The organism is Pseudomonas sp. CH235, from assembly GCF_004368175.1.
Classification (GTDB): Bacteria; Pseudomonadota; Gammaproteobacteria; order Pseudomonadales; family Pseudomonadaceae; genus Aquipseudomonas; species Aquipseudomonas paraglycinae.
The window spans coordinates 1-18,500 of record NZ_RRZJ01000019.1; the positions used below are offsets into that span (position 1 = coordinate 1).

Genomic DNA, 18,500 nt, shown 5'->3' on the forward strand with positions numbered 1-18,500 from the left:
CATCCCGAACTCAGAAGTGAAACGATGCATCGCCGATGGTAGTGTGGGGTTTCCCCATGTGAGAGTAGGTCATCGTCAAGATTAAATTCCGAAACCCCAATTGCGAAAGCAGTTGGGGTTTTGTTTTTCCCGCAGGAAAGTGGTCCGACCGCCGTTACTGCAACCATTGGGGAAATCCCTCTGAAATGACCGCTCCGTTTTTGGTATGGTGCAGCTCGTTTTTTAACGGACTGATGTCACGCCCAAGGATCGGCGCTCATTTTTTGTCAAAGAGTGGCTGCAGAAATGCCCGAACCCATCCCTATCAAGGATCACGAAAAAGAGACGCGATTGGTCAACAAACGCCTGATCGCCTGTGCCTTGTTCGTCTTCGCTGTCAGTTGCGCCCTGGTTGTGCGCCTGTACATCCTGCAAGTCGTCGAGTTCGACTACCACTCGACTATCTCCGAAAACAACCGCGTCCATGTCCTGCCGATCCCGCCGACACGCGGCTTGATTTACGATCGCAACGGCGTATTGCTGGCCGACAACCGTCCCAGCTACAACCTGACCATCACCCGCGAACGCGCGACCGACGTCAACCAGGAGCTGGATGAAGTCATTAGCCTCCTGCACCTGCCCGCTGAAGACCGCACAGTCTTCGACAAGGCCATGAAGCAGTCGCGTCACCCGTTTACACCCGTAACGCTGTTCTATGAACTGACCGAAGAACAGATCGCCGTGCTGGCAGTCAACGAGTTCCGCTTGCCCGGCCTGGATGTCGAGCCGCAATTCGTTCGTAACTACCCGCTGGGCGCACACTTCGCACACTCGATCGGCTACGTCGGCCGCATCAACGAGAAAGAATCCAAGACTCTCGATTCCGTCGAATACCGCGGCACCCAATCCATCGGCAAGACCGGTATCGAACGCTTCTACGAGCCACAGCTGCACGGCCACGTCGGATACGAGGAAGTAGAAACCAATGCTCAGGGCCGCGTCCTGCGCGTGCTAAAACACACCGATCCGGTACCCGGCAAAAACATCGTCCTGAGCCTCGACGTCAAACTCCAGGAAGCCGCCGAAGCCGCACTCGGCGACCGTCGCGGCTCGGTCGTTGCACTAGACCCATCGACCGGTGAAGTGCTGGCCATGGTCAGCAACCCCAGCTTCGACCCCAACTTGTTCGTGACCGGTATCAGTTCCAAGGAATATTCCGCGCTGCGCGACTCAATCGACCGCCCGTTGTTTAACCGCGTACTGCGCGGCCTGTATGCACCCGGTTCGACGATCAAGCCGGAAGTGGCCATCGCTGGCCTCGACGCTGGTGTCGTCACGCCACAAACCCGGGTTTTCGATCCTGGCTACTACCAACTACCGGACTTCGACCACAAGTACCGCAACTGGAACCATAGCGGCGATGGCTGGGTGGACATGGACGCAGCGATCATGCGTTCCAACGACACCTACTTCTACGATCTGGCGCACAAGCTCGGCATCGATCGCTTGCACGATTACATGGCGATGTTCGGCCTCGGCGAGAAAGTCTCACTCGACATGTTCGAGGAATCTCCCGGCCTGATGCCGTCCCAGGCCTGGAAGCGCGCCACGCGCCGGCAGGCCTGGTTCCCCGGCGAAACAGTGATCCTCGGCATCGGTCAGGGCTACATGCAGGTCACGCCGCTGCAACTGGCTCAAGCCACCGCACTGATTGCCAACAAGGGCATCTGGAACCGTCCGCACCTGGCCAAGACTGTCGACGGTGTAGCGCCGGTGGACGAACACCCGATGCCGAACATCCTGCTCAAGGATCCGCGTGACTGGGAGCAGGTCAACCACGGCATGCAGATGGTGATGCACGATGCCCGAGGCATCGCACGTGCGGCAGCGGCCGGTGCGCAATACCGGATCGCCGGCAAGAGTGGTACGGCGCAGGTGGTGGCGATCAAGCAGGGCGAGCGCTACAACCGTGAGAAAACCCTCGAGCGCCATCGTGACAACGCGTTGTTCGTCGGTTTCGCCCCGGCCGAGCATCCGAAGATCGCCATCTCGGTGATGATCGAAAACGGCGAAGCCGGTGGCCGAGTCGCAGGTCCTGTGGTGCGGCAGATCATGGACGCCTGGCTACTCGATCAGGACGGTCATCTCAAGCCGCAATACGCGGCGCCGACCAAGGCGCCGGGCGATCCCCACGTTTAACCCGCCACAGCTTCACAGCACAGGCTCACGCAAGCTGAGCATGTGCTGGAAGCTGTCGAGGAACACCGTTTCCGCCTGAGTCATCTTCTGTTCGCGATTCCACAGCAGCTGAATATCGAAATCCACCACCCCATCCTCCGGCGGCAAGCGCCACAGCAGACCCTGTTCGACATCCCGCCGTACAAGGTGAGTCGGCAGACAGCCAATCCCGAACCCTGCACAGATCAGGCGGTAAATCTCTTCGAAACTGGTGGAGGAGGCGACGATCTTGCCGGTAAACCCCTGCTGGTCGCGAAACAGCGTCAACGGCGAAAGATTGCCGCCGAGCTGATCGCTGGTGAAGCTGACAAAGTTCTCCGCCGCCAGCTGTTCCAATGTCAGATTCTGCTGCCCGAACAGTCGATGCCGCTGCCCGCAAAAGTACGCGTAGCGCTCACGAAACAATACCCGTTGTTCCAGCCTGGGCTGCGGTAGACGACACAATCCCACTCCCACCGTAGCGGTCTTTTGCAGCAATGAACTGATGATGTTCGAGCTGCCCATCACCTCGACTTCCAGCTCGATTTTCGGGTGAGTTTCGTGGAAGTCCGCAAGAAACTCATCGTAATGCCGCGCCTGAACGCCACTCACGGTGAGGATACGGATCTTGCCCACCACGTCGTCATGGCGGTTTTCGACCACGGTGCCCAAACGGGAAATATCGCCGTAGATATCCGCCGCAATCCGCAGAACTTCCTCCCCGGTTACCGTCAGATCAAAGCGCCGTCCGCTGCGGGCAATCAACACACAATCCAGTTGTTCCTCGAGACGTTTCAACGCCTGACTGACGGCTGATTGGGTGATGTGCAATCGCGCAGCAGCACGGCTCATGCTGCCTTCCTGACCGATCACCAGATAGGTGCGCAGCAGGTTCCAGTCCAGCCGGTCATTGAGAAAACGCCGACCGACCCATGAGTTGGAAGTATTCATGTAGTAGCCACGCTAATAGTAAAGATAAGTTTTTGAAAATTGACTAATCCTGTCACGGAAGCGATAAAGCCCACAAGCGCCACAGAGCGCGAGCGTCAGCCGCCTCGACACCTGCCCAAAACTATAAATACACAGGGTTCTTGCATGCACACCACCGCTCAGCCGCGTCGCGCCGCGGCCGCTGCCTTCATTGGCACGACCATCGAGTTCTACGATTTCTACATCTACGCCACCGCTGCTGCACTGGTGCTCGGGCAGGTGTTCTTTCCCAGCAGTGACCCGGTGACCAGCACGCTCGCCGCGTTCGGCAGTTTCGCCGTCGGCTTCATCGCCCGCCCGATGGCCGGCATGGTGTTCGGCCATCTGGGCGATCGCCTCGGTCGCAAGAAAATGCTGCTGGTGACCATGGCGCTGATGGGCCTGGCCACGGCGGGTATCGGTCTGTTGCCAAGCTACGCCAGCGTCGGCATCTGGGCGCCGATCGGATTGATCGTGTTGCGCCTGATCCAGGGCATCTCCGTCGGCGGCGAGTGGGGTGGGGCAGTGTTGATGGCCAGTGAGCACGCTCCGGCCAAACGCAAAACCTTCTACGCCTCGTTCGCCCAGCTCGGCAGCCCGGCGGGTTTGCTGCTGGCGTTGATCGCGTTCCGACTGGTGACGTCGCTGTCGCCGGAAGACTTCCTCGCCTGGGGCTGGCGTCTGCCGTTCCTCGCCAGCGGCGTGCTGATGATGGTCGGTCTGATGATCCGCTCCGGGGTGCATGAATCGCCGGAATTCGCCAAGGCCAAGGACAACAACGAGACAGCGAAGTACCCGGTGAAAGACGTGATCCGTCAGTGCTGGCGGCAGATCCTGTTTGCCGCCGCCGCCGTCACCATCGGTTCGGCCGGCTTCTTCTTCACCAACACCTTCATGATCACCTACGTCACCCAATATCAGGGCATCCCGCGTTCGACCATTCTCGACTGCCTGTTTCTGGTGACCGTCATTCAACTGCTATCGCAACCGGTATCGGCATTGCTCGCCGAACGCATTGGCGAAGGGCGATTCCTGATGCTGGTGGCGTTGCTGTGCATGGTCACGCCGTACCCGATGTTCCTGCTGGTCGGCACTCAAAACATTCTGTTGATGACCCTCGGCATCGCCGTCGCGGTGGTGATTCTCTCGGCCTTATATGCGGTGATCGCTGGGTACATGACCCAGGCCTTCCCGGTGCATCTGCGCTACTCGGGTATTTCCATCGCTTATCAACTGAGCTGCGCGTTGGCCGGCGGCACCACGCCGCTGATCGGCACGCTGTTGGCCAGCAAGTTCTCCGGACAGTGGCTGCCATTGGCGGTGTTCTTCACGCTGCTATCGGCCCTGTCTCTGATCGGTGTCTGTGGCCTCGCGCGTCTGCGGGCCAACCCGGTCGTCCTTCACACAAGCAAAGAGGTGTATTCGTGAGTAAGCCCGCCCACATTGACCCGATCGAATGGCAAGCCCGTTGCGAGCTCGCCGCGCTGTACCGCCTGATCGCGCACTTTCGCATGACTGACCTGATCGACACCCACATCACCCTGCGGATTCCGGGGCCGGAGCATCATTTTCTGATCAACCGCTACGGGGTGATTTTCGACCGCATGCGTGCTTCCGATCTGGTGCGCATCGATCAGGACGGGCGCATCGTCGACCCTGAATACGCCGGGCATCGGGTCAACGCCGCCGGCTTCGTGATCCACTCGGCGATCCACATGGCGCGGCCGGATCTGAACTGCGTGATCCATACCCACACCGCTGCCGGCATGGCCGTCGCTGCACAGAAACAAGGTCTGCTGCCGATCAGTCAGCACGCGCTGAAGTTCTACGGAAAACTCGCTTACCACACCTACGAAGGCATCGCGCTGTCGCTGGACGAGCGCGAGCGGTTGATCGCTGACCTCGGCCCGCACCGGGCGATGATCCTGCGCAATCATGGCCTGCTGGTCGGCGGTTCGGGCGTGGCCCAGGCATTCCAGGAGATCCACTTTCTGGAGCGTGCCTGCCAGGCCCAAGTGCAGGCGTTGGCCGGTGGCTGCGAACTGCATTTCCCCTCGCCGGAAGTCTGCGCCCACACCGCCGAACAGTTCGACCGCGATGAGCAGGACAACATCATCGACCTGGCCTGGGAGGCCGCACTGACCCTGATCGAATCCCAGCGCGAGTCCTATCTGTCATGAACACCGTTGCACTGATGTCCCGCGACACGCTGTTGCTCAAACAATTGCAGGAAGCCTTTGCCCGCCGCGCGCCGCAGCTTTCGGCGGTGCTGGCCGACGATCCCCGGGCGGCGAATGCGCAGATCGCGGCTTGTTGGTTTCCGCTGCCGGACAGCCTCGCCGCGTTACCCAATCTGCAAGTGATTCACTCGGTCGCCGCCGGGATCGATCACCTGGAGCACGATCCGTCTTGCCCCGATTTGCCGGTGTGCCGCGTGGTTGATCCCGGCCACCGCCAAGGCATGACCGAGTACGTACGCTGGGCGGTGATTCACTTTCATCGCGGCTTCGATCAAGTGCTGGAGCAACAGCGCCAACAGCATTGGGAGCGACCGCTGCAACGCCCGGCCCATGAGTTTCGGATCGGTGTGATGGGGCTCGGCTCGCTCGGCAGCGCGATTGCCCAGGACCTGGCCAGTGCCGGTTACGACGTGCGGGGCTGGGCGCGCAGCAAAAAGGATTTATCGGGCGTGCAGACCTACGCCGGCTGCGAAGCTTTCAACCCGTTTCTCGACGGCGTCGAGTTGCTGATCAACCTGTTGCCGCTCACCCACGAGACTCGCGGCATCCTCAATCGCCAGACCTTCGAACGGCTGGCCAACGGCGCGGCACTGGTCAACGTCGGGCGCGGCGGTCACCTGAACATCGAGGATCTGCAACAGGCGCTGGCCCGTGGAAAATTGCGCGGGGCGCTGCTCGATGTCTTCGAACAGGAACCGCTGCCCAGCGACCATCCGTTGTGGAAAACCCCGGGCGTGACCATCACCCCGCACATGGCTTCGGCGGCCTCCCACGATTGCATCGCCGAGCAGATCGCCGAGAACTTCCGCCGTCTGAATGCCGGTGAGCCTTTGCTCAACAGCGCGGATCGACTGCTCGGTTACTGATCCGCCAGACAGGCCTGCAAGCGTTCGATGAACAGCGTTTCGGCGCGGCTCATGCGCTGCTCGCGGTTCCACAACAGATGAATGTCGACATCGGCAATCCCCTCGTGGGGCGGCAGGCGCCAGAGCAATCCGGCGTCGACGTCCGCCGCCACCACGTGCTCCGGCAAACAGCCGATGCCGAACCCGGCGATCACCAGTCGCCGCACTTCTTCCAGGCTCGGCGATGACGCGACGATGCGTCCGCTGAAGCCCTGTTGATCGCGAAAAATCGTCAGCGGCGAGAGCATGCCGCCAATCTGGTCACTGGTGAAACTGACGAAGTTCTCCCGCTGCAAGTCGCCTTCACCAACGTCCTGCCGGCCAAACAGTGCATGGTGCTTGCCACAGAAAAACGCATAGCGCTGACGCAGAAACAGACGCTGTTCCAGACGCGGTTGCGGGCGGCGATTGAGGCTCAGGCCAAGGGTCGCGGTTTTCTCCTGAAGGGCGCTGACGATGTCCGAGCTGCGCATCACATCGACCTCCAGGTCCACCCGTGGATACTGCCGATGAAAGTCAGCGAGGAAGTCATCGAAGCGCTCGGAGAAAATCCGGCTGATGATCAGCAGTCGCACCTTGCCAATCACTTCGTCGGCCGGTTGCTCCAGCAGGCTGCTGACCTGGGACATCTGCCCGTAGATCTCGCCGGCCAGTTCGAAGATCTGCTCGCCGACTTCGGTGAGGGCAAAGCGCGGGCCGCGCCGGGCGATCAACTGTCGGCCCAGTTGCTCTTCAAGACGCTTGAGTGCCTGGCTCACCGCCGGTTGGGTCAGGTGCAGACGCGCGGCGGCGCGGCTGATGCTCAGCTCCTGGCCGATCACCCGAAAGGTGCGCAGCAGGTTCCAGTCGAGGCGGTCGTTGAGCAGGCGTTGCACATCACGTTCGGCCATGGCGACTCTCGATTATAAGATGAGGTAATAATCGGAATAATAAATAGAAAATTGACTAATCATAGCCCCGGGACGATAAATCACCCCACGACAGGCGCCGCCAGAGCGCCTCGGATTTAGCGTTTTCCTCCTGCCAAAAAAACAATCAAAGGAGCCCGACCCCATGAAGCCCCACGCTTCGAACCAGCCGCGCCGTGCGGCGGCCGCAGCCTTCATCGGCACCATGATCGAGTGGTACGACTTTTACATCTACGCCACCGCCGCCGCGCTGGTGTTCGGCGCGCTGTTCTTTCCCTCCGACGATCCGCTGTTCAGCACCATGGCCGCATTCGGCACCTTCGCGGTGGGCTTCTTTGCCCGGCCGTTGGGCGGGATCATTTTCGGTCATATCGGTGACCGCATCGGCCGCAAGAAATCGCTGATCATCACGCTGTTGATGATGGGCGTGGTCACGGTGTGCATCGGTCTGTTGCCGACCTACGCGCAGATCGGCGCAACCGCACCGGTGCTGCTGATTCTGTTGCGCATCGTCCAGGGCATCGCCGTGGGTGGCGAGTGGGGCGGGGCGGTGTTGATGGCCGGCGAGCATGCGCCGAAGGGCCGGCGCAATTTTTTCGCTTCGTTCGCGCAACTGGGCAGCCCGGCGGGTTTGATTTTGTCGCTGCTGGCGTTCAGTGCGGTCACCCGTTTGCCGGAAGAAGACCTGATGAGTTGGGGCTGGCGTCTGCCGTTCCTCGCCAGTGCGCTGTTGCTGCTGGTGGGCCTGGCGATTCGCTTGGGCGTGAACGAGTCACCGGAATTCCTCGCCAGCCGCGAGCAGGCCAGCAAGCAGATCAAGAAAGAACAGGCGCCGGTGATGGAAGTCCTGCGCACCGCGTGGCGTCCGCTGTTGCTGTGCATCGGCGCCAACACGCTGGGCATCGCCGGGGTGTATTTCACCAACACTTTCATGATCGCCTACACCACTCAGCAACTTGCACTGCCGCGTTCGCTGATTCTCGAATGCCTGTTCTTCGTCGCGATCCTCCAGTTCTGCATTCAGCCGCTGGCCGCGTGGACGGCGGAGAAGATCGGCGCGACGCGTTTCCTGTGTCTGGTGTCGCTGCTGGCGATGGTCTCGCCGTACCCGATGTTCGTGTTGGTCAGTTCGGCCCAGGCGCCGCTGATCATCCTCGGCATCGCGCTGGCGGTGGTGTGCATGGCCTCGTTCTACGCGGTGATCGCCGGTTACGTCAGCGGCATGTTCGAGACCCGCGTGCGCTACACCGCGATCTCGCTGGCCTATCAGATTTGCGGTGCGGTGGCCGGTGGGCTGACGCCGCTGATCGGCACGATGCTCGCGCACAAGTTCACCGGGCAATGGTGGCCGATGGCGGTGTTCTACAGCCTGATCGCCGGCATTTCGCTGGTCTGCGTGCTGTCCCTCGCTCGTCGTCACGCCAGCGCCCATCGCGCGGAAATGGCCCGTGCCTGACCCGGAATTTCAGGAGAACCTCATGTTGAAAATCAATGGCGAACGCCTGTGGGCGAGCCTGATGGCCATGGCCGAAATCGGTGCGACAGCCCGGGGCGGCAGCTGCCGTCTGGCATTGAGCGACGAAGACAAGGCCGGTCGCGAACTGTTCGCCCACTGGTGCCGCGAAGCCGGCATGACCCTGAGCGTGGACGCCATCGGCAACCTGTTCGCCCGTCGCGCCGGCACCGATCCGGACGCCGCGCCAGTGATGATGGGCAGCCACCTTGACACCCAGCCCGAAGGCGGGCGTTTCGATGGCGTCTACGGTGTGCTCGCCGGGCTGGAAGTGGTGCGTTGCCTCAACGATCTGAACATCCAGACCCGCAAACCGCTGGAAGTGGCGGTGTGGACCAACGAAGAAGGCGCACGCTTCACCCCGGCCATGTTCGGCTCGGCGGTGTTCACCGGGATCATGGAGCTGAACGCCGCTCTGGCGGTGCGTGATGTCGATGGCATCAGCGTCGCAGAAGCTTTGCAGCGTACCGGTTACGCCGGTGATCGCCCGTTGGGCGGCGCGGTGGATGCGTATTTTGAAGCGCACATCGAGCAAGGCCCGATTCTCGAAGACAACGCCAAAAGCATCGGCGTGGTCACGGGCGGTCAGGCGATCCGCTGGCTCGATGTGCGCGTGGAAGGCATGGCCGCCCACGCCGGCACCACGCCGATGCCGCTGCGCAAAGATGCGCTGTACGGTGTGGCGCGGATGATTCAGGCGATTGAAGGTCTGGCCGCAGATTTTGCCCCCGAAGGCCTGACCACGGTCGGCGAGTTGAGTATCAACAAGTCCTCGCGCAATACCATTCCGGGGTTGGTGAATTTCACCGTCGATCTGCGTCATCACCGCGACGACGCCATTGCCGCCATGGAACAACAGGTCCGTGCCCGCTTGCAGGCCATCGCCGACGGCCGAGGCCTGAACCTGACGATCACCCCGCACTGGATCAGCCCGGCCACGCCGTTCGACGCCGAATGTGTGGCGGCCGTGCAAGAGGCTGTGGATGCGCTGGGCTACGCTCAGCAGTCGATTGTCAGCGGCGCCGGCCATGACGCGATTCACCTCGCGCGTTACTGCCCGACGGCGATGGTGTTCATCCCGTGCGTCGGAGGCCTGAGCCACAACGAAGCCGAAGATGTGTTGCCCGCAGACGTGAAGCAGGGCACCGACGTATTGCTCAACGCCGTGCTGGCCCGCGCCGGTCGAATCGAACAGGGAGCCTGAACCATGCGCAGTTTTTTCCACCCCGAACAATTGCTCCACCATCCACGCAGCTATTACTCGCGCGGGCAGATGCGTACGCCGCAGGAAGTGCCCGAGCGTGCGCAACGTTTGGTGCAAGCCGCCCATGGCTTGGGCTTCAGTGTCGAGCAACCCGCCGATGCCGGCCTCGCGCCGTTGCTGGCGGTGCATGGCGCGCCGTATCTGACCTTTCTTCAGGAAGCGCATGCACGCTGGAAGGAAATCCCCGAAGACTGGGGCGATGAAGTCATGTCGAACATCTTTGTCCGCGAACCCAACGCCTTGCGCGGCATCCTCGCCCAGGCGGCGCGCTATCTGGCGGACGGCAGTTGCCCGGTCGGCGAGCAGACCTGGCGCTCGGCCTACTGGTCGGCGCAAAGCGCAGTGGCTGGCGCTCAGGCACTGATCGAAGGTGAGCCGGCGGCCTACGCCTTGTGCCGTCCGCCGGGGCATCATGCCCGGGCCGAAGCGGCGGGCGGTTTCTGCTATGTGAACAACGCGGCGGTGGCGGCGCAGGTGCTGCGCGACAAGTTCGATAAAGTCGCGGTGCTCGACACCGACATGCACCACGGTCAGGGCATCCAGGAGATTTTCTACGACCGCGATGACGTGCTCTACGTCTCGGTGCATGGCGATCCGACCAACTTCTATCCGGGCGTCGCCGGGTTTGCTGACGAGCGCGGCAGCGGCGCGGGGGAGGGCTTCAACCTCAATCTGCCGATGGCCCATGGTTCAAGCGAAGCGGATTTCCTTGGGCAACTGGAAGTCGCTTTGGCTGCCGTGCGCGAGTTCGGCGCCGAGGTGCTGGTGCTGTCGTTGGGCTTCGATATCTATGAGCTGGACCCGCAAAGCAAAGTCGCCGTGACCCGTGAAGGTTTTGCAACACTGGGCGAGCGAATCCGCAGCCTGGGCCTGCCATGCCTGATCGTGCAGGAGGGCGGTTATCACCTGGAAAGTCTCGAAGACAACGCCCGGGCGTTTTTCGTGAATGCCGAGGTGTGGCAGCACTGAGGCAATCCACCTGCTGGAACACAAGCGCCCTACGGTGCTTGCCATCGCCCTGACGTTAACGTAAACATTGGCGTCAGGGCGCTGATGTAAAAAAGCGCAAAGCGGACCGCTCCGGAGCGCTTGATGACTCTTATAAAAACAACCGATCCCAAGTCTCACCACGAAGCCCGGCTGGCCCGGGAAAAACTCCATCTCGAAGGGCAGGTCCCGGATGGCGTGTTGCGTGCGGAGATCGATGCTTCGTGGCGGCGCAGCCTGAGCCACGGCGTGCATTTCAATGGCAAACATGAGTTGGCGCTGGAGTCGAGCGCCAGTCTCGATGTGTTGCTGGCGAGCAATCGCCTGCTGATCGATGCGGCGATACCGGCTATCGATTACCTGGCCGAACGTCAGGGCAAGGAAGGCCTGATCATCCTCGCCAATTCCGACGCCACCATCCTTGCGGTCGAGGGACGTGCCGACCGGCTCAAGGGCAGCGGTCTGCAGGACATCACCCTCGGCGCCTGCTGGAGCGAAGCCGCTCGTGGTACCAACGCCCTCGGCACGGCGTTGGTCGAAGCGCGGCCCACCCTGATTGATTGCGGCGAACACTACCTCGACCGCCTCACCGATTTTTCCTGCACCTCGGTGCCGATTCATTGCCCTCAGGGCGAAATTCTTGGCGTCCTCGACCTGACCCGCGAAGGCCCGCTCGGCCGCGTCCACGACAGCACCGCGCTGCTGAGCATGGCGGTCAGCCAGATCGAGAGCCGGGTGTTCAACAACAGCTTTCCCGATCAAATCGTCCTCGCCTTCCACAGTCGCCGCCAGTATCTCGAATCGCCATGGCAAGGCCTGCTCGCGGTCAGTCTCGGCGGGCAGATTCTGGCGGTCAGCGCCCAGGCCTGTCAGTTGCTGCGGGCCGAGCGTTCGGCGCTGGTCGGCAAACGTTGCGAAGAGTTTCTCGGAGTCGATGGCGTGCAATTGCTGACCCGTTTGCAACAGGGCGGCGTCGGCAGTGTGCAGACCGCCAAGGGTGAGTTTTTCTACAAGACCCTGCGAGCCCCGGCGCGTTCGGTCAACCTCGGCGGCCCGCCGCGCAGCGTGGCGAAAACCGCCAAGGCACAGCCGGATCTGGAAGCACTGGCCGGCAACAACGCTCGCTACGCCCGAGCCCTGCGCATGGCTCGCCAAGGTCTGGCCAATGAATTGCCGGTGCTGTTGCTCGGCGAAACCGGCACCGGTAAAGAAGTGATCGCCCGTGCCCTGCACCTGGCCGGCAGCCGCAGCGACAAACCGTTCGTGGCCGTGAACTGCGCGGCAATTCCCGAAGGCCTGATCGAGTCGGAACTGTTCGGCTACCGCGAAGGCGCATTCACCGGATCGCGCCGGGGCGGCATGATCGGGCGCCTGCAACAGGCCCACGGCGGCACCTTGTTCCTCGATGAAATCGGCGACATGCCGCTGGCCTTGCAGGCGCGTCTGCTGCGGGTTTTACAGGATCGTAAGGTCGCGCCGCTGGGTGCCGGGGAAGAGCAGGACATCGACGTCGCGCTGATCTGCGCCACCCACCGCGACCTCAAGCGTCAGGTCGAAGACAAGCAATTTCGCGAGGACCTGTTCTACCGGGTCAACGGCATCAGCGTGATGCTCCCGGCCCTGCGTGAGCGCGATGACTTCAGCGCGCTGGTCACTCGGCTGCTGAATAAACTCGACGCGCCGAACGCCGTACTGCACGACGACCTCAATCGCCTGCTCGCGGGTTATCACTGGCCGGGCAACATCCGCCAACTGGAAATGGTCTTGCGCACCGCTTTGGCCATGCGCGAACCCGGTGAAACGGTGCTGACCCTCGATCATCTGCCCGACAGCATGCTCGACGAACTCTGCGCCACCGAGAAACCCCAGACCGGCAGCATTCGCGAGAACGAGCTGGAGATGATCCGCCAGTCCCTCGATTCCCATCAGGGCAACGTCTCGGCCGCCGCCGATGCCCTTGGCATCAGCCGCGCGACCCTGTACCGCAAACTCAAACAGTTGCGCTCGTGATGCAGCGCCTGTTTGTAAGGCTGATCGACAGCTCGAACCCCGCCGCGCTGCAAGCGGCGTTGCGCTGGTTGTACGGTTTCGTGCGGCCGCAGCGGTTGGCGATTGCCGGCCTGCTCGGTCTGTCGGTGTGCGCGTCGCTGCTGGTGCTGGTGCAGCCGTGGCTGATCAAACTGCTGATCGACGACGGCTTGCTGGCGCGCAACTTTCCGATGCTGGTACTGATCGCGGTGTTGATGATCATCGCGGGACTGCTCGGCACGGCGTTGTCGGGGATCAACCGCTATCTGCACACGCGCCTTTCCGGGCGGATTCTGTTTGCCCTGCGCGATGACCTTTACCGGCATCTGCAAAAACTGTCGCCAAGTTTCTACGGCCAGCGGCGGATCGGCGATCTGATGTCGCGGCTCGACGGCGATGTGGCGGAGATTCAGCGCTTCGCCGTGGACTCGTTGTTCTCGGCGGTATCGAGCGTGATCGGCCTGGTGGTGGCGATCGCAATGTTGTTCACGCTGTCTTGGAAACTGTCATTGCTGGCGCTGGTGCTGATCCCGCTCGATGTGCTGTGGCTGCGCTGGATGCGGCGCAAGGTCGAGCGCGACGTGCGGCAATTGCGCGAGCGTTCGGCGGACATGTCGTCGTTCATGGTCGAGACCCTGCCGGTGATGAAATTCATCCAGTCCGCCGGCCAGCAGCAGCGTGAAGCGCGGCGTCTGGAAAGCCTCGGGCAGGGCTACATGAACCAGTTGCTGCGCCTGCAGGTCACCGAGTTTTTCACCCAGGCTGTGCCGGGCACATTGACGTCGCTGTCCCGCGCCTGCGCGTTTTTGATCGGCGGTTATTGGGTGGTGCAGGGCACCTGGCAACTCGGTGCGCTGATCGCGTTTTCCACCTATTTGGGGATGGCGGTCGGGCCGGTGCAAAGTTTGTTGGGGTTGTACGTGGCGATCCAGCGCATGACCGTCAGCCTCGGTCGGGTCATGGAGTTGCGCGGCGAAGAACCCACGGTGTTTTCACCAGCCGCGCCGAAGCCTTTTCCAACTTCGGGCGAGTTGCGATTCGATGCAGTTCATTTCAGCCATCCGGGCCGCCCAAGTACGTTGAGCGGCATCGAGGCGACGATTCCCTACGGTTTGAAAGTCGCCTTGAGCGGCGGCTCCGGCGTCGGCAAATCGACGCTGATCGACCTGCTGCAACGGCATCACGATCCGCAGGCCGGGCGGGTGTTGCTCGGCGAAGTGGACCTGCGTGAACTGGAGCTGTTCGAGCTGCGTCGACGCATCGCCGTGGTCAGTCAGGACATCGTGCTGTTTCGCGGCAGTCTCGCCGACAACCTGGCTTACGCGGTGCCGGACGCCAGCCGCGAAGCCATCGCCGAAGTCGCGCGGCTGGCGCAACTTGACAGCCTGATCGTGTCGTTACCCGAAGGTCTCGACAGCCCATTGGGCGAGCGCGGTCAGCAGTTGTCCGGCGGACAGAAACAGCGGATCGCGATTGCCCGGGCGCTGTTGCAGGATCCGCTGATTCTGGTGCTCGACGAGGCTACATCGGCCGTCGACGAAACTACCGAGCGCGAGGTGATCGAGGCCATCGACCGCTTGTTTGCCGGGCGCACACGGATCCTCATCAGCCATCGTCCGTCGACTCTGGCCGATGCCGATCTGCGTTTCGAATTGCTCGACGGTGTGCTGATTTCGAAAACGGTGCTGCATGAAGCCTGAGTTGCGGATTGGTGTGGTCGACAGCGGACACTCCGCAGCGCAACGGGTGCAGGTGATTGCCGGGCGGCGATTCTCGTTGCTGGAGGATGGTCTGGCTGAATCCGATTTGCGCGACGATCCCCTCGGGCATGGCAGCGCGGTGATCGAAGCGATCAGTCGTCGGGCACCCGCCGCACAGATTTGCGTGGCGCAGGTATTCGATCAGCGCGGCGTTACCAGTGCATTGCAGATCGCCTCGGCCATCGACTGGCTGGTGGCGCAGGACGTGCGGCTGATCAATCTGAGCCTGGGCCTGCGCCAGGATCGCAGCCTGTTGCGCGAAGCCTGCGCGGCGGCGGTGGCCCGTGGAGTGTTGCTGTGTGCGTCGAGCCCGGCACAGGGCGCGGCGGTGTTTCCGGCGAGTTATCCGCAGGTGCTGCGGGTGACCGGCGATGCCCGTTGCACCGATGAGCAATGGTCATGGCTCGATAGTGCGCAGGCGGATTTTGCCGCGTGTGTTCGTGGCACTTATCCGGGGCAGTCCGGGGCCAGTCTGGGGTGTGCAGCGTTGAGCGGGCATATTGCCGGTTATCTGCTGGAGCATCCGCAGGCGAGCAATGCCGAAGTTATCGACTGGCTGAAACAGCACGCTCGTTATCGTGGTCCTGAACGGCGTTTCGGCCCATGACTGCGAGCCTGATTCTCGGTGCCGGTCCGGCCGGTGCGGCGGTCGCATTGGGGCTGCGACGACTGGGTTACCCCGTGACGCTGGTCAGCGAATGGCGGCGGTTTGCGGCGCTCGAAGGCGTGTCGCAACGGGTGCTGGAGGCGTTGCGCGGTGCCGGGTTGAATCATGCTTTGACGAACGCCACGTTGCCGTCCCAAAGGCAGGTTTCGTGGAACGGTCAGCAGCATGCGCAGAACATCGAGTTTCTGCTGGATCGCCCGACTTTTGATCGTGGTTTGCGGGAAGACCTGCGGGTGGCCGGGGTCGAGGTGATTCAAGGGCGAATCCTGAATGTTCATTCTTCGGCTGAGGGGCATCGGGTTGAACTCGATGGCGGTCAGACGCTAACGGCGGATTTTCTGGTGGAAGCCCGTGGGCGACAGGCGCCAGCGTCGGGCAAAGGTCTGCGCGGGCCGGAGACGGTCAGCCTGCTCAATCGCTGGCAAGGCACGCCGGGTGTGACTGCCAGTGCCGTGGAAAGCCTCGAGGACGGTTGGGCGTGGATGGCTCGACGGGACGATGGTCAGTGTTATTGGCAGTGGACAGTGGATGTGGCCAGCGCCCAATTGCCGGGCAAGGCGCAGTTGCTCGATTACTGCCGCGCGCGACGTCTGGCCTCGGATTTTACTCAATCCTTCTTCGCCGGCGGGCAGGAATTGGAGTTGCAACAGCACGCTCGCAGCAGCACCGCGATCCTTGCCCCGAAGGTCTGTGGCGAAAACTGGATTCGTGTCGGCGATGCAGCGATGGCAGTGGACCCGCTGTCGGGCAACGGGATCTTTCAGTCGCTGTCCTCGGCGTTGCAGGCGCCGGTGGTGATCAACACGCTGTTGCGTAAACCTGAGCGGGCGGCGCTGGCGCAACGTTTTCACCGGCAACGTGTGGAGCAGTTGTTCCTGCGCTTTGCGCGGATCGGTCGGGACTTTTATGCCGATGAACAGCGCTGGCTCGATCGGCCGTTCTGGCAGGCGCGGCGACAGTGGCCGGACGCTGAAGTGGCCCATGCTGCGGTGGATTTTTCCGCGTTGCGGATCGAACGAATGCCGGTGTTGCGTGACGGGTTTGTCGATGAAGCCGAGGTGGTGATCACGGCGGATCAACCGCTGGGGATCTGGCATGTGCAAGGTGTCGAGCTGGCTCCGCTGGTGCGGCGCTTGCGCGATGAACCGGCGGATCAGGTGTTGGCGGGATTGAGTGAAGAGCAGGGATGTGTGATCCGAGGGTGGTTGTTGAGTCAGGGATATCGGCCCTCACCCTAACCCTCTCCCAGAGGGAGAGGGGACTGATTGGGGGATATTAAAGAGTTACGCCGACGTGAAGGCGTTGTGCCGAATCCATAATCGCCCAGGTTTTTCAGGTCGATGTATAGCGTAAGACTCCTCGGTCGGCCCCCTCTCCCTCCGGGAGAGGGCTGGGGTGAGGGTGGGCTTTTGATCTTGATCTCCTACAACTTGATCAACACCGACTTCAGTTCGGTGTAATGCTCGATCGCCGCATACCCCATCTCGTGCCCGACTCCGGACATCTTGTAGCCGCCAAACGGCAGCGCCGGATCCAGCGCGCTGTGGCAGTTGACCCACACCGATCCCGATTTGATCCGCGGAATCATCCGGTGCACCGCCGCCAGATCGTTCGACCAGATGCTCGCGCCCAACCCGTAAGGGCTGTCATTGGCCATGCGCAGCGCATCGGCCTCGTCATCGAACGGAATCGCCACCAGCACCGGCCCGAAGATCTCTTCCTGAACCAGTGAATGCCGCTGATCGACATCGACAATCACCGTCGGCTTGACGAAGAACCCCGGCCCGAACTGCTCGCCACCGCAGGCGATGGTCGCGCCGCTTTCCCGGCCCATTTCGATGTAGTTGTAGACCCGCTCCTGCTGACGCGCGGAAATCAGCGGGCCCATATCGATGCTTGGGTCGAGGCCGTTGCCGAGCTTCATCGCATTGGCGATGTCGCTGATATCGGCCACCACATTGTCGAAATGCTTGCGCTGCACATACAGGCGCGAACCGGCGCAGCAGACCTGGCCCTGGTTGAAGAAAATCGCACTGGCCGCACCCGCCGCGGCGGTTTTCAGGTCGGCGTCGGCCATGACGATGGTCGGTGATTTGCCGCCCAGCTCCAGGGTGACCCGGGTCATTGAGTCCATGGCGATCTTGCCGATTTGCTTGCCCACGGCGGTGGAGCCGGTGAAGGTCAGTTTGTCGACCAGCGGGTTGTGAGTCAGGGCGGATCCGGCGGTGATGCCGGTGCCGGTGACGACGTTGAACACGCCTTCCGGGTAACCCGCTTCCAGCACCAGCTCCGCCAGTTTCAGCGCGGTCAGTGGGGTTTCGTCGGCCGGTTTGAGCACCACGGTGCAACCGGTGGCCAGCGCCGGGCCGAGCTTCCAGCAGGCCAGCAGCAACGGGAAGTTCCAGGCGACGATGGCGCCGACCACGCCCACCGCCTCGCGCCGGATGAAGCTGTGGAACTGATCGCCGGGCATCAGCGGCAACGAAACGTCGACGCTGGAACCTTCGATCTTGGTCGCCCAACCGGCCATGTAGCGCAGGAAGTCGATGGCCAGTTGCACGTCCATCACCTGCGCCACCGCCGCGCTCTTGCCGTTGTTCAGGCATTCCAGTTGCGCCAGCAGCTCGGCGTCGCGCTGCATCAGGTCAGCGAGTTTCCACAGCAGGTTCTGCCGCTCGCGCGGACGGGTTCGGCTCCAGGCTGAATCATCGAAGGCTTGCCGGGCGGCGAGCACCGCGCGATCGACATCTTCCGGCGTGGCGCGCGGTACCACGCACAGCACTTCACCGGTGGCCGGGTTGTGCAGCGGCATGGTCTGGCCGTCGGTGGCTTCGACCCAGTCGCCGCCGATCAGCATGCGTGGCGGGCGCTGGATAAAGGCCGAGGTGGCAGGGAGCAGATAGGGCAGGGGCATGGCGAAACCTCTTGTTGTTCGATGGGATCGAGAGGGGCTTTCGCAATGGTTGTGCCAAATGCTCGAAGGTGGCGCACAGCCCGGTTGCACGGGCGAAAGGAGGAAGAGTTTGAGTGGCAATGAGGGTGAATTTGTCTCAAAACGCGACA

14 protein-coding genes are annotated in these 18,500 nt (G+C 62.2%); 11 read left to right on the forward strand and 3 right to left on the reverse strand.

The window, feature by feature from the left end; translation table 11 throughout:
• The first annotated feature begins 285 nt into the window (after positions 1 to 285).
• On the forward strand, positions 286 to 2,178 hold the full coding sequence (gene mrdA / locus EIY71_RS18940) for a penicillin-binding protein 2 (protein WP_085748317.1): 1,893 nt from the start codon (positions 286 to 288) through the stop codon (positions 2,176 to 2,178).
• Positions 2,179 to 2,190: 12 nt separating this feature from the next.
• Here mrdA and EIY71_RS18945 read toward each other — a convergent pair whose 3' ends face one another.
• Positions 2,191 to 3,147, reverse strand: a complete 957-nt coding sequence (locus EIY71_RS18945; RefSeq protein WP_102688078.1) for a LysR family transcriptional regulator — start codon at positions 3,145 to 3,147, stop codon at positions 2,191 to 2,193.
• A gap of 144 nt (positions 3,148 to 3,291) precedes the next feature.
• On the opposite strand from EIY71_RS18945, the gene EIY71_RS18950 reads away from it, so the two are divergent.
• The 3 genes from EIY71_RS18950 to EIY71_RS18960 are packed head-to-tail and all read left to right on the forward strand — an operon-like array spanning position 3,292 to position 6,271.
• Entirely contained in the window at positions 3,292 to 4,593 is a 1,302-nt protein-coding gene (locus EIY71_RS18950; RefSeq protein WP_134022699.1) for an MFS transporter, read from the forward strand.
• Positions 4,590 to 5,345, forward strand: a complete 756-nt coding sequence (locus EIY71_RS18955; RefSeq protein WP_011335215.1) for a class II aldolase/adducin family protein — start codon at positions 4,590 to 4,592, stop codon at positions 5,343 to 5,345. The genes EIY71_RS18950 and EIY71_RS18955 overlap by 4 nt, the downstream gene beginning before the upstream one ends.
• A complete protein-coding gene (locus tag EIY71_RS18960; protein ID WP_134022701.1) occupies positions 5,342 to 6,271 on the forward strand; it encodes a glyoxylate/hydroxypyruvate reductase A in 930 nt (309 codons plus the stop codon). Before EIY71_RS18955 ends, EIY71_RS18960 begins: the two co-directional genes overlap by 4 nt.
• Here the strand turns inward: EIY71_RS18960 and EIY71_RS18965 are convergent.
• Positions 6,265 to 7,200 (reverse strand): LysR family transcriptional regulator, encoded by a 936-nt coding sequence (locus EIY71_RS18965; protein ID WP_134022703.1) that lies wholly within the window; start codon positions 7,198 to 7,200, stop codon positions 6,265 to 6,267. The two genes, EIY71_RS18960 and EIY71_RS18965, sit on opposite strands and share 7 nt — an antisense overlap.
• 163 nt (positions 7,201 to 7,363) lie before the next feature.
• On the opposite strand from EIY71_RS18965, the gene EIY71_RS18970 reads away from it, so the two are divergent.
• The 7 genes from EIY71_RS18970 to EIY71_RS19000 all read left to right on the forward strand — a co-directional run bounded on the left by EIY71_RS18970 (position 7,364) and on the right by EIY71_RS19000 (position 16,675).
• Positions 7,364 to 8,674 carry an MFS transporter gene (locus EIY71_RS18970; RefSeq protein ID WP_134022705.1) on the forward strand — a complete coding sequence of 437 codons (1,311 nt, stop codon included), beginning with the start codon at positions 7,364 to 7,366 and terminating at the stop codon, positions 8,672 to 8,674.
• A gap of 22 nt (positions 8,675 to 8,696) precedes the next feature.
• Positions 8,697 to 9,935 (forward strand): Zn-dependent hydrolase, encoded by a 1,239-nt coding sequence (locus EIY71_RS18975; protein WP_134022707.1) that lies wholly within the window; start codon positions 8,697 to 8,699, stop codon positions 9,933 to 9,935.
• Between the two features lie 3 nt (positions 9,936 to 9,938).
• Positions 9,939 to 10,964 (forward strand): histone deacetylase family protein, encoded by a 1,026-nt coding sequence (locus EIY71_RS18980; RefSeq protein ID WP_134022709.1) that lies wholly within the window; start codon positions 9,939 to 9,941, stop codon positions 10,962 to 10,964.
• 123 nt (positions 10,965 to 11,087) lie between these two features.
• Complete coding sequence (locus EIY71_RS18985) at positions 11,088 to 12,992, forward strand: sigma-54-dependent Fis family transcriptional regulator (RefSeq protein WP_134022711.1); 1,905 nt, start codon at positions 11,088 to 11,090, stop codon at positions 12,990 to 12,992.
• Positions 12,992 to 14,710: an ABC transporter ATP-binding protein gene (locus EIY71_RS18990; RefSeq protein WP_134022713.1), complete on the forward strand. Its 1,719-nt coding sequence runs from the start codon at positions 12,992 to 12,994 to the stop codon at positions 14,708 to 14,710. Before EIY71_RS18985 ends, EIY71_RS18990 begins: the two co-directional genes overlap by 1 nt.
• Positions 14,700 to 15,377: a S8 family serine peptidase gene (locus EIY71_RS18995; protein WP_129973213.1), complete on the forward strand. Its 678-nt coding sequence runs from the start codon at positions 14,700 to 14,702 to the stop codon at positions 15,375 to 15,377. The genes EIY71_RS18990 and EIY71_RS18995 overlap by 11 nt, the downstream gene beginning before the upstream one ends.
• Positions 15,374 to 16,675: an NAD(P)/FAD-dependent oxidoreductase gene (locus EIY71_RS19000; protein WP_134022715.1), complete on the forward strand. Its 1,302-nt coding sequence runs from the start codon at positions 15,374 to 15,376 to the stop codon at positions 16,673 to 16,675. The genes EIY71_RS18995 and EIY71_RS19000 overlap by 4 nt, the downstream gene beginning before the upstream one ends.
• Positions 16,676 to 16,860: 185 nt before the next feature.
• Here EIY71_RS19000 and EIY71_RS19005 read toward each other — a convergent pair whose 3' ends face one another.
• Entirely contained in the window at positions 16,861 to 18,351 is a 1,491-nt protein-coding gene (locus tag EIY71_RS19005) for an aldehyde dehydrogenase (protein WP_134022717.1), read from the reverse strand.
• Between the last annotated feature and the right edge of the window lie 149 nt (positions 18,352 to 18,500).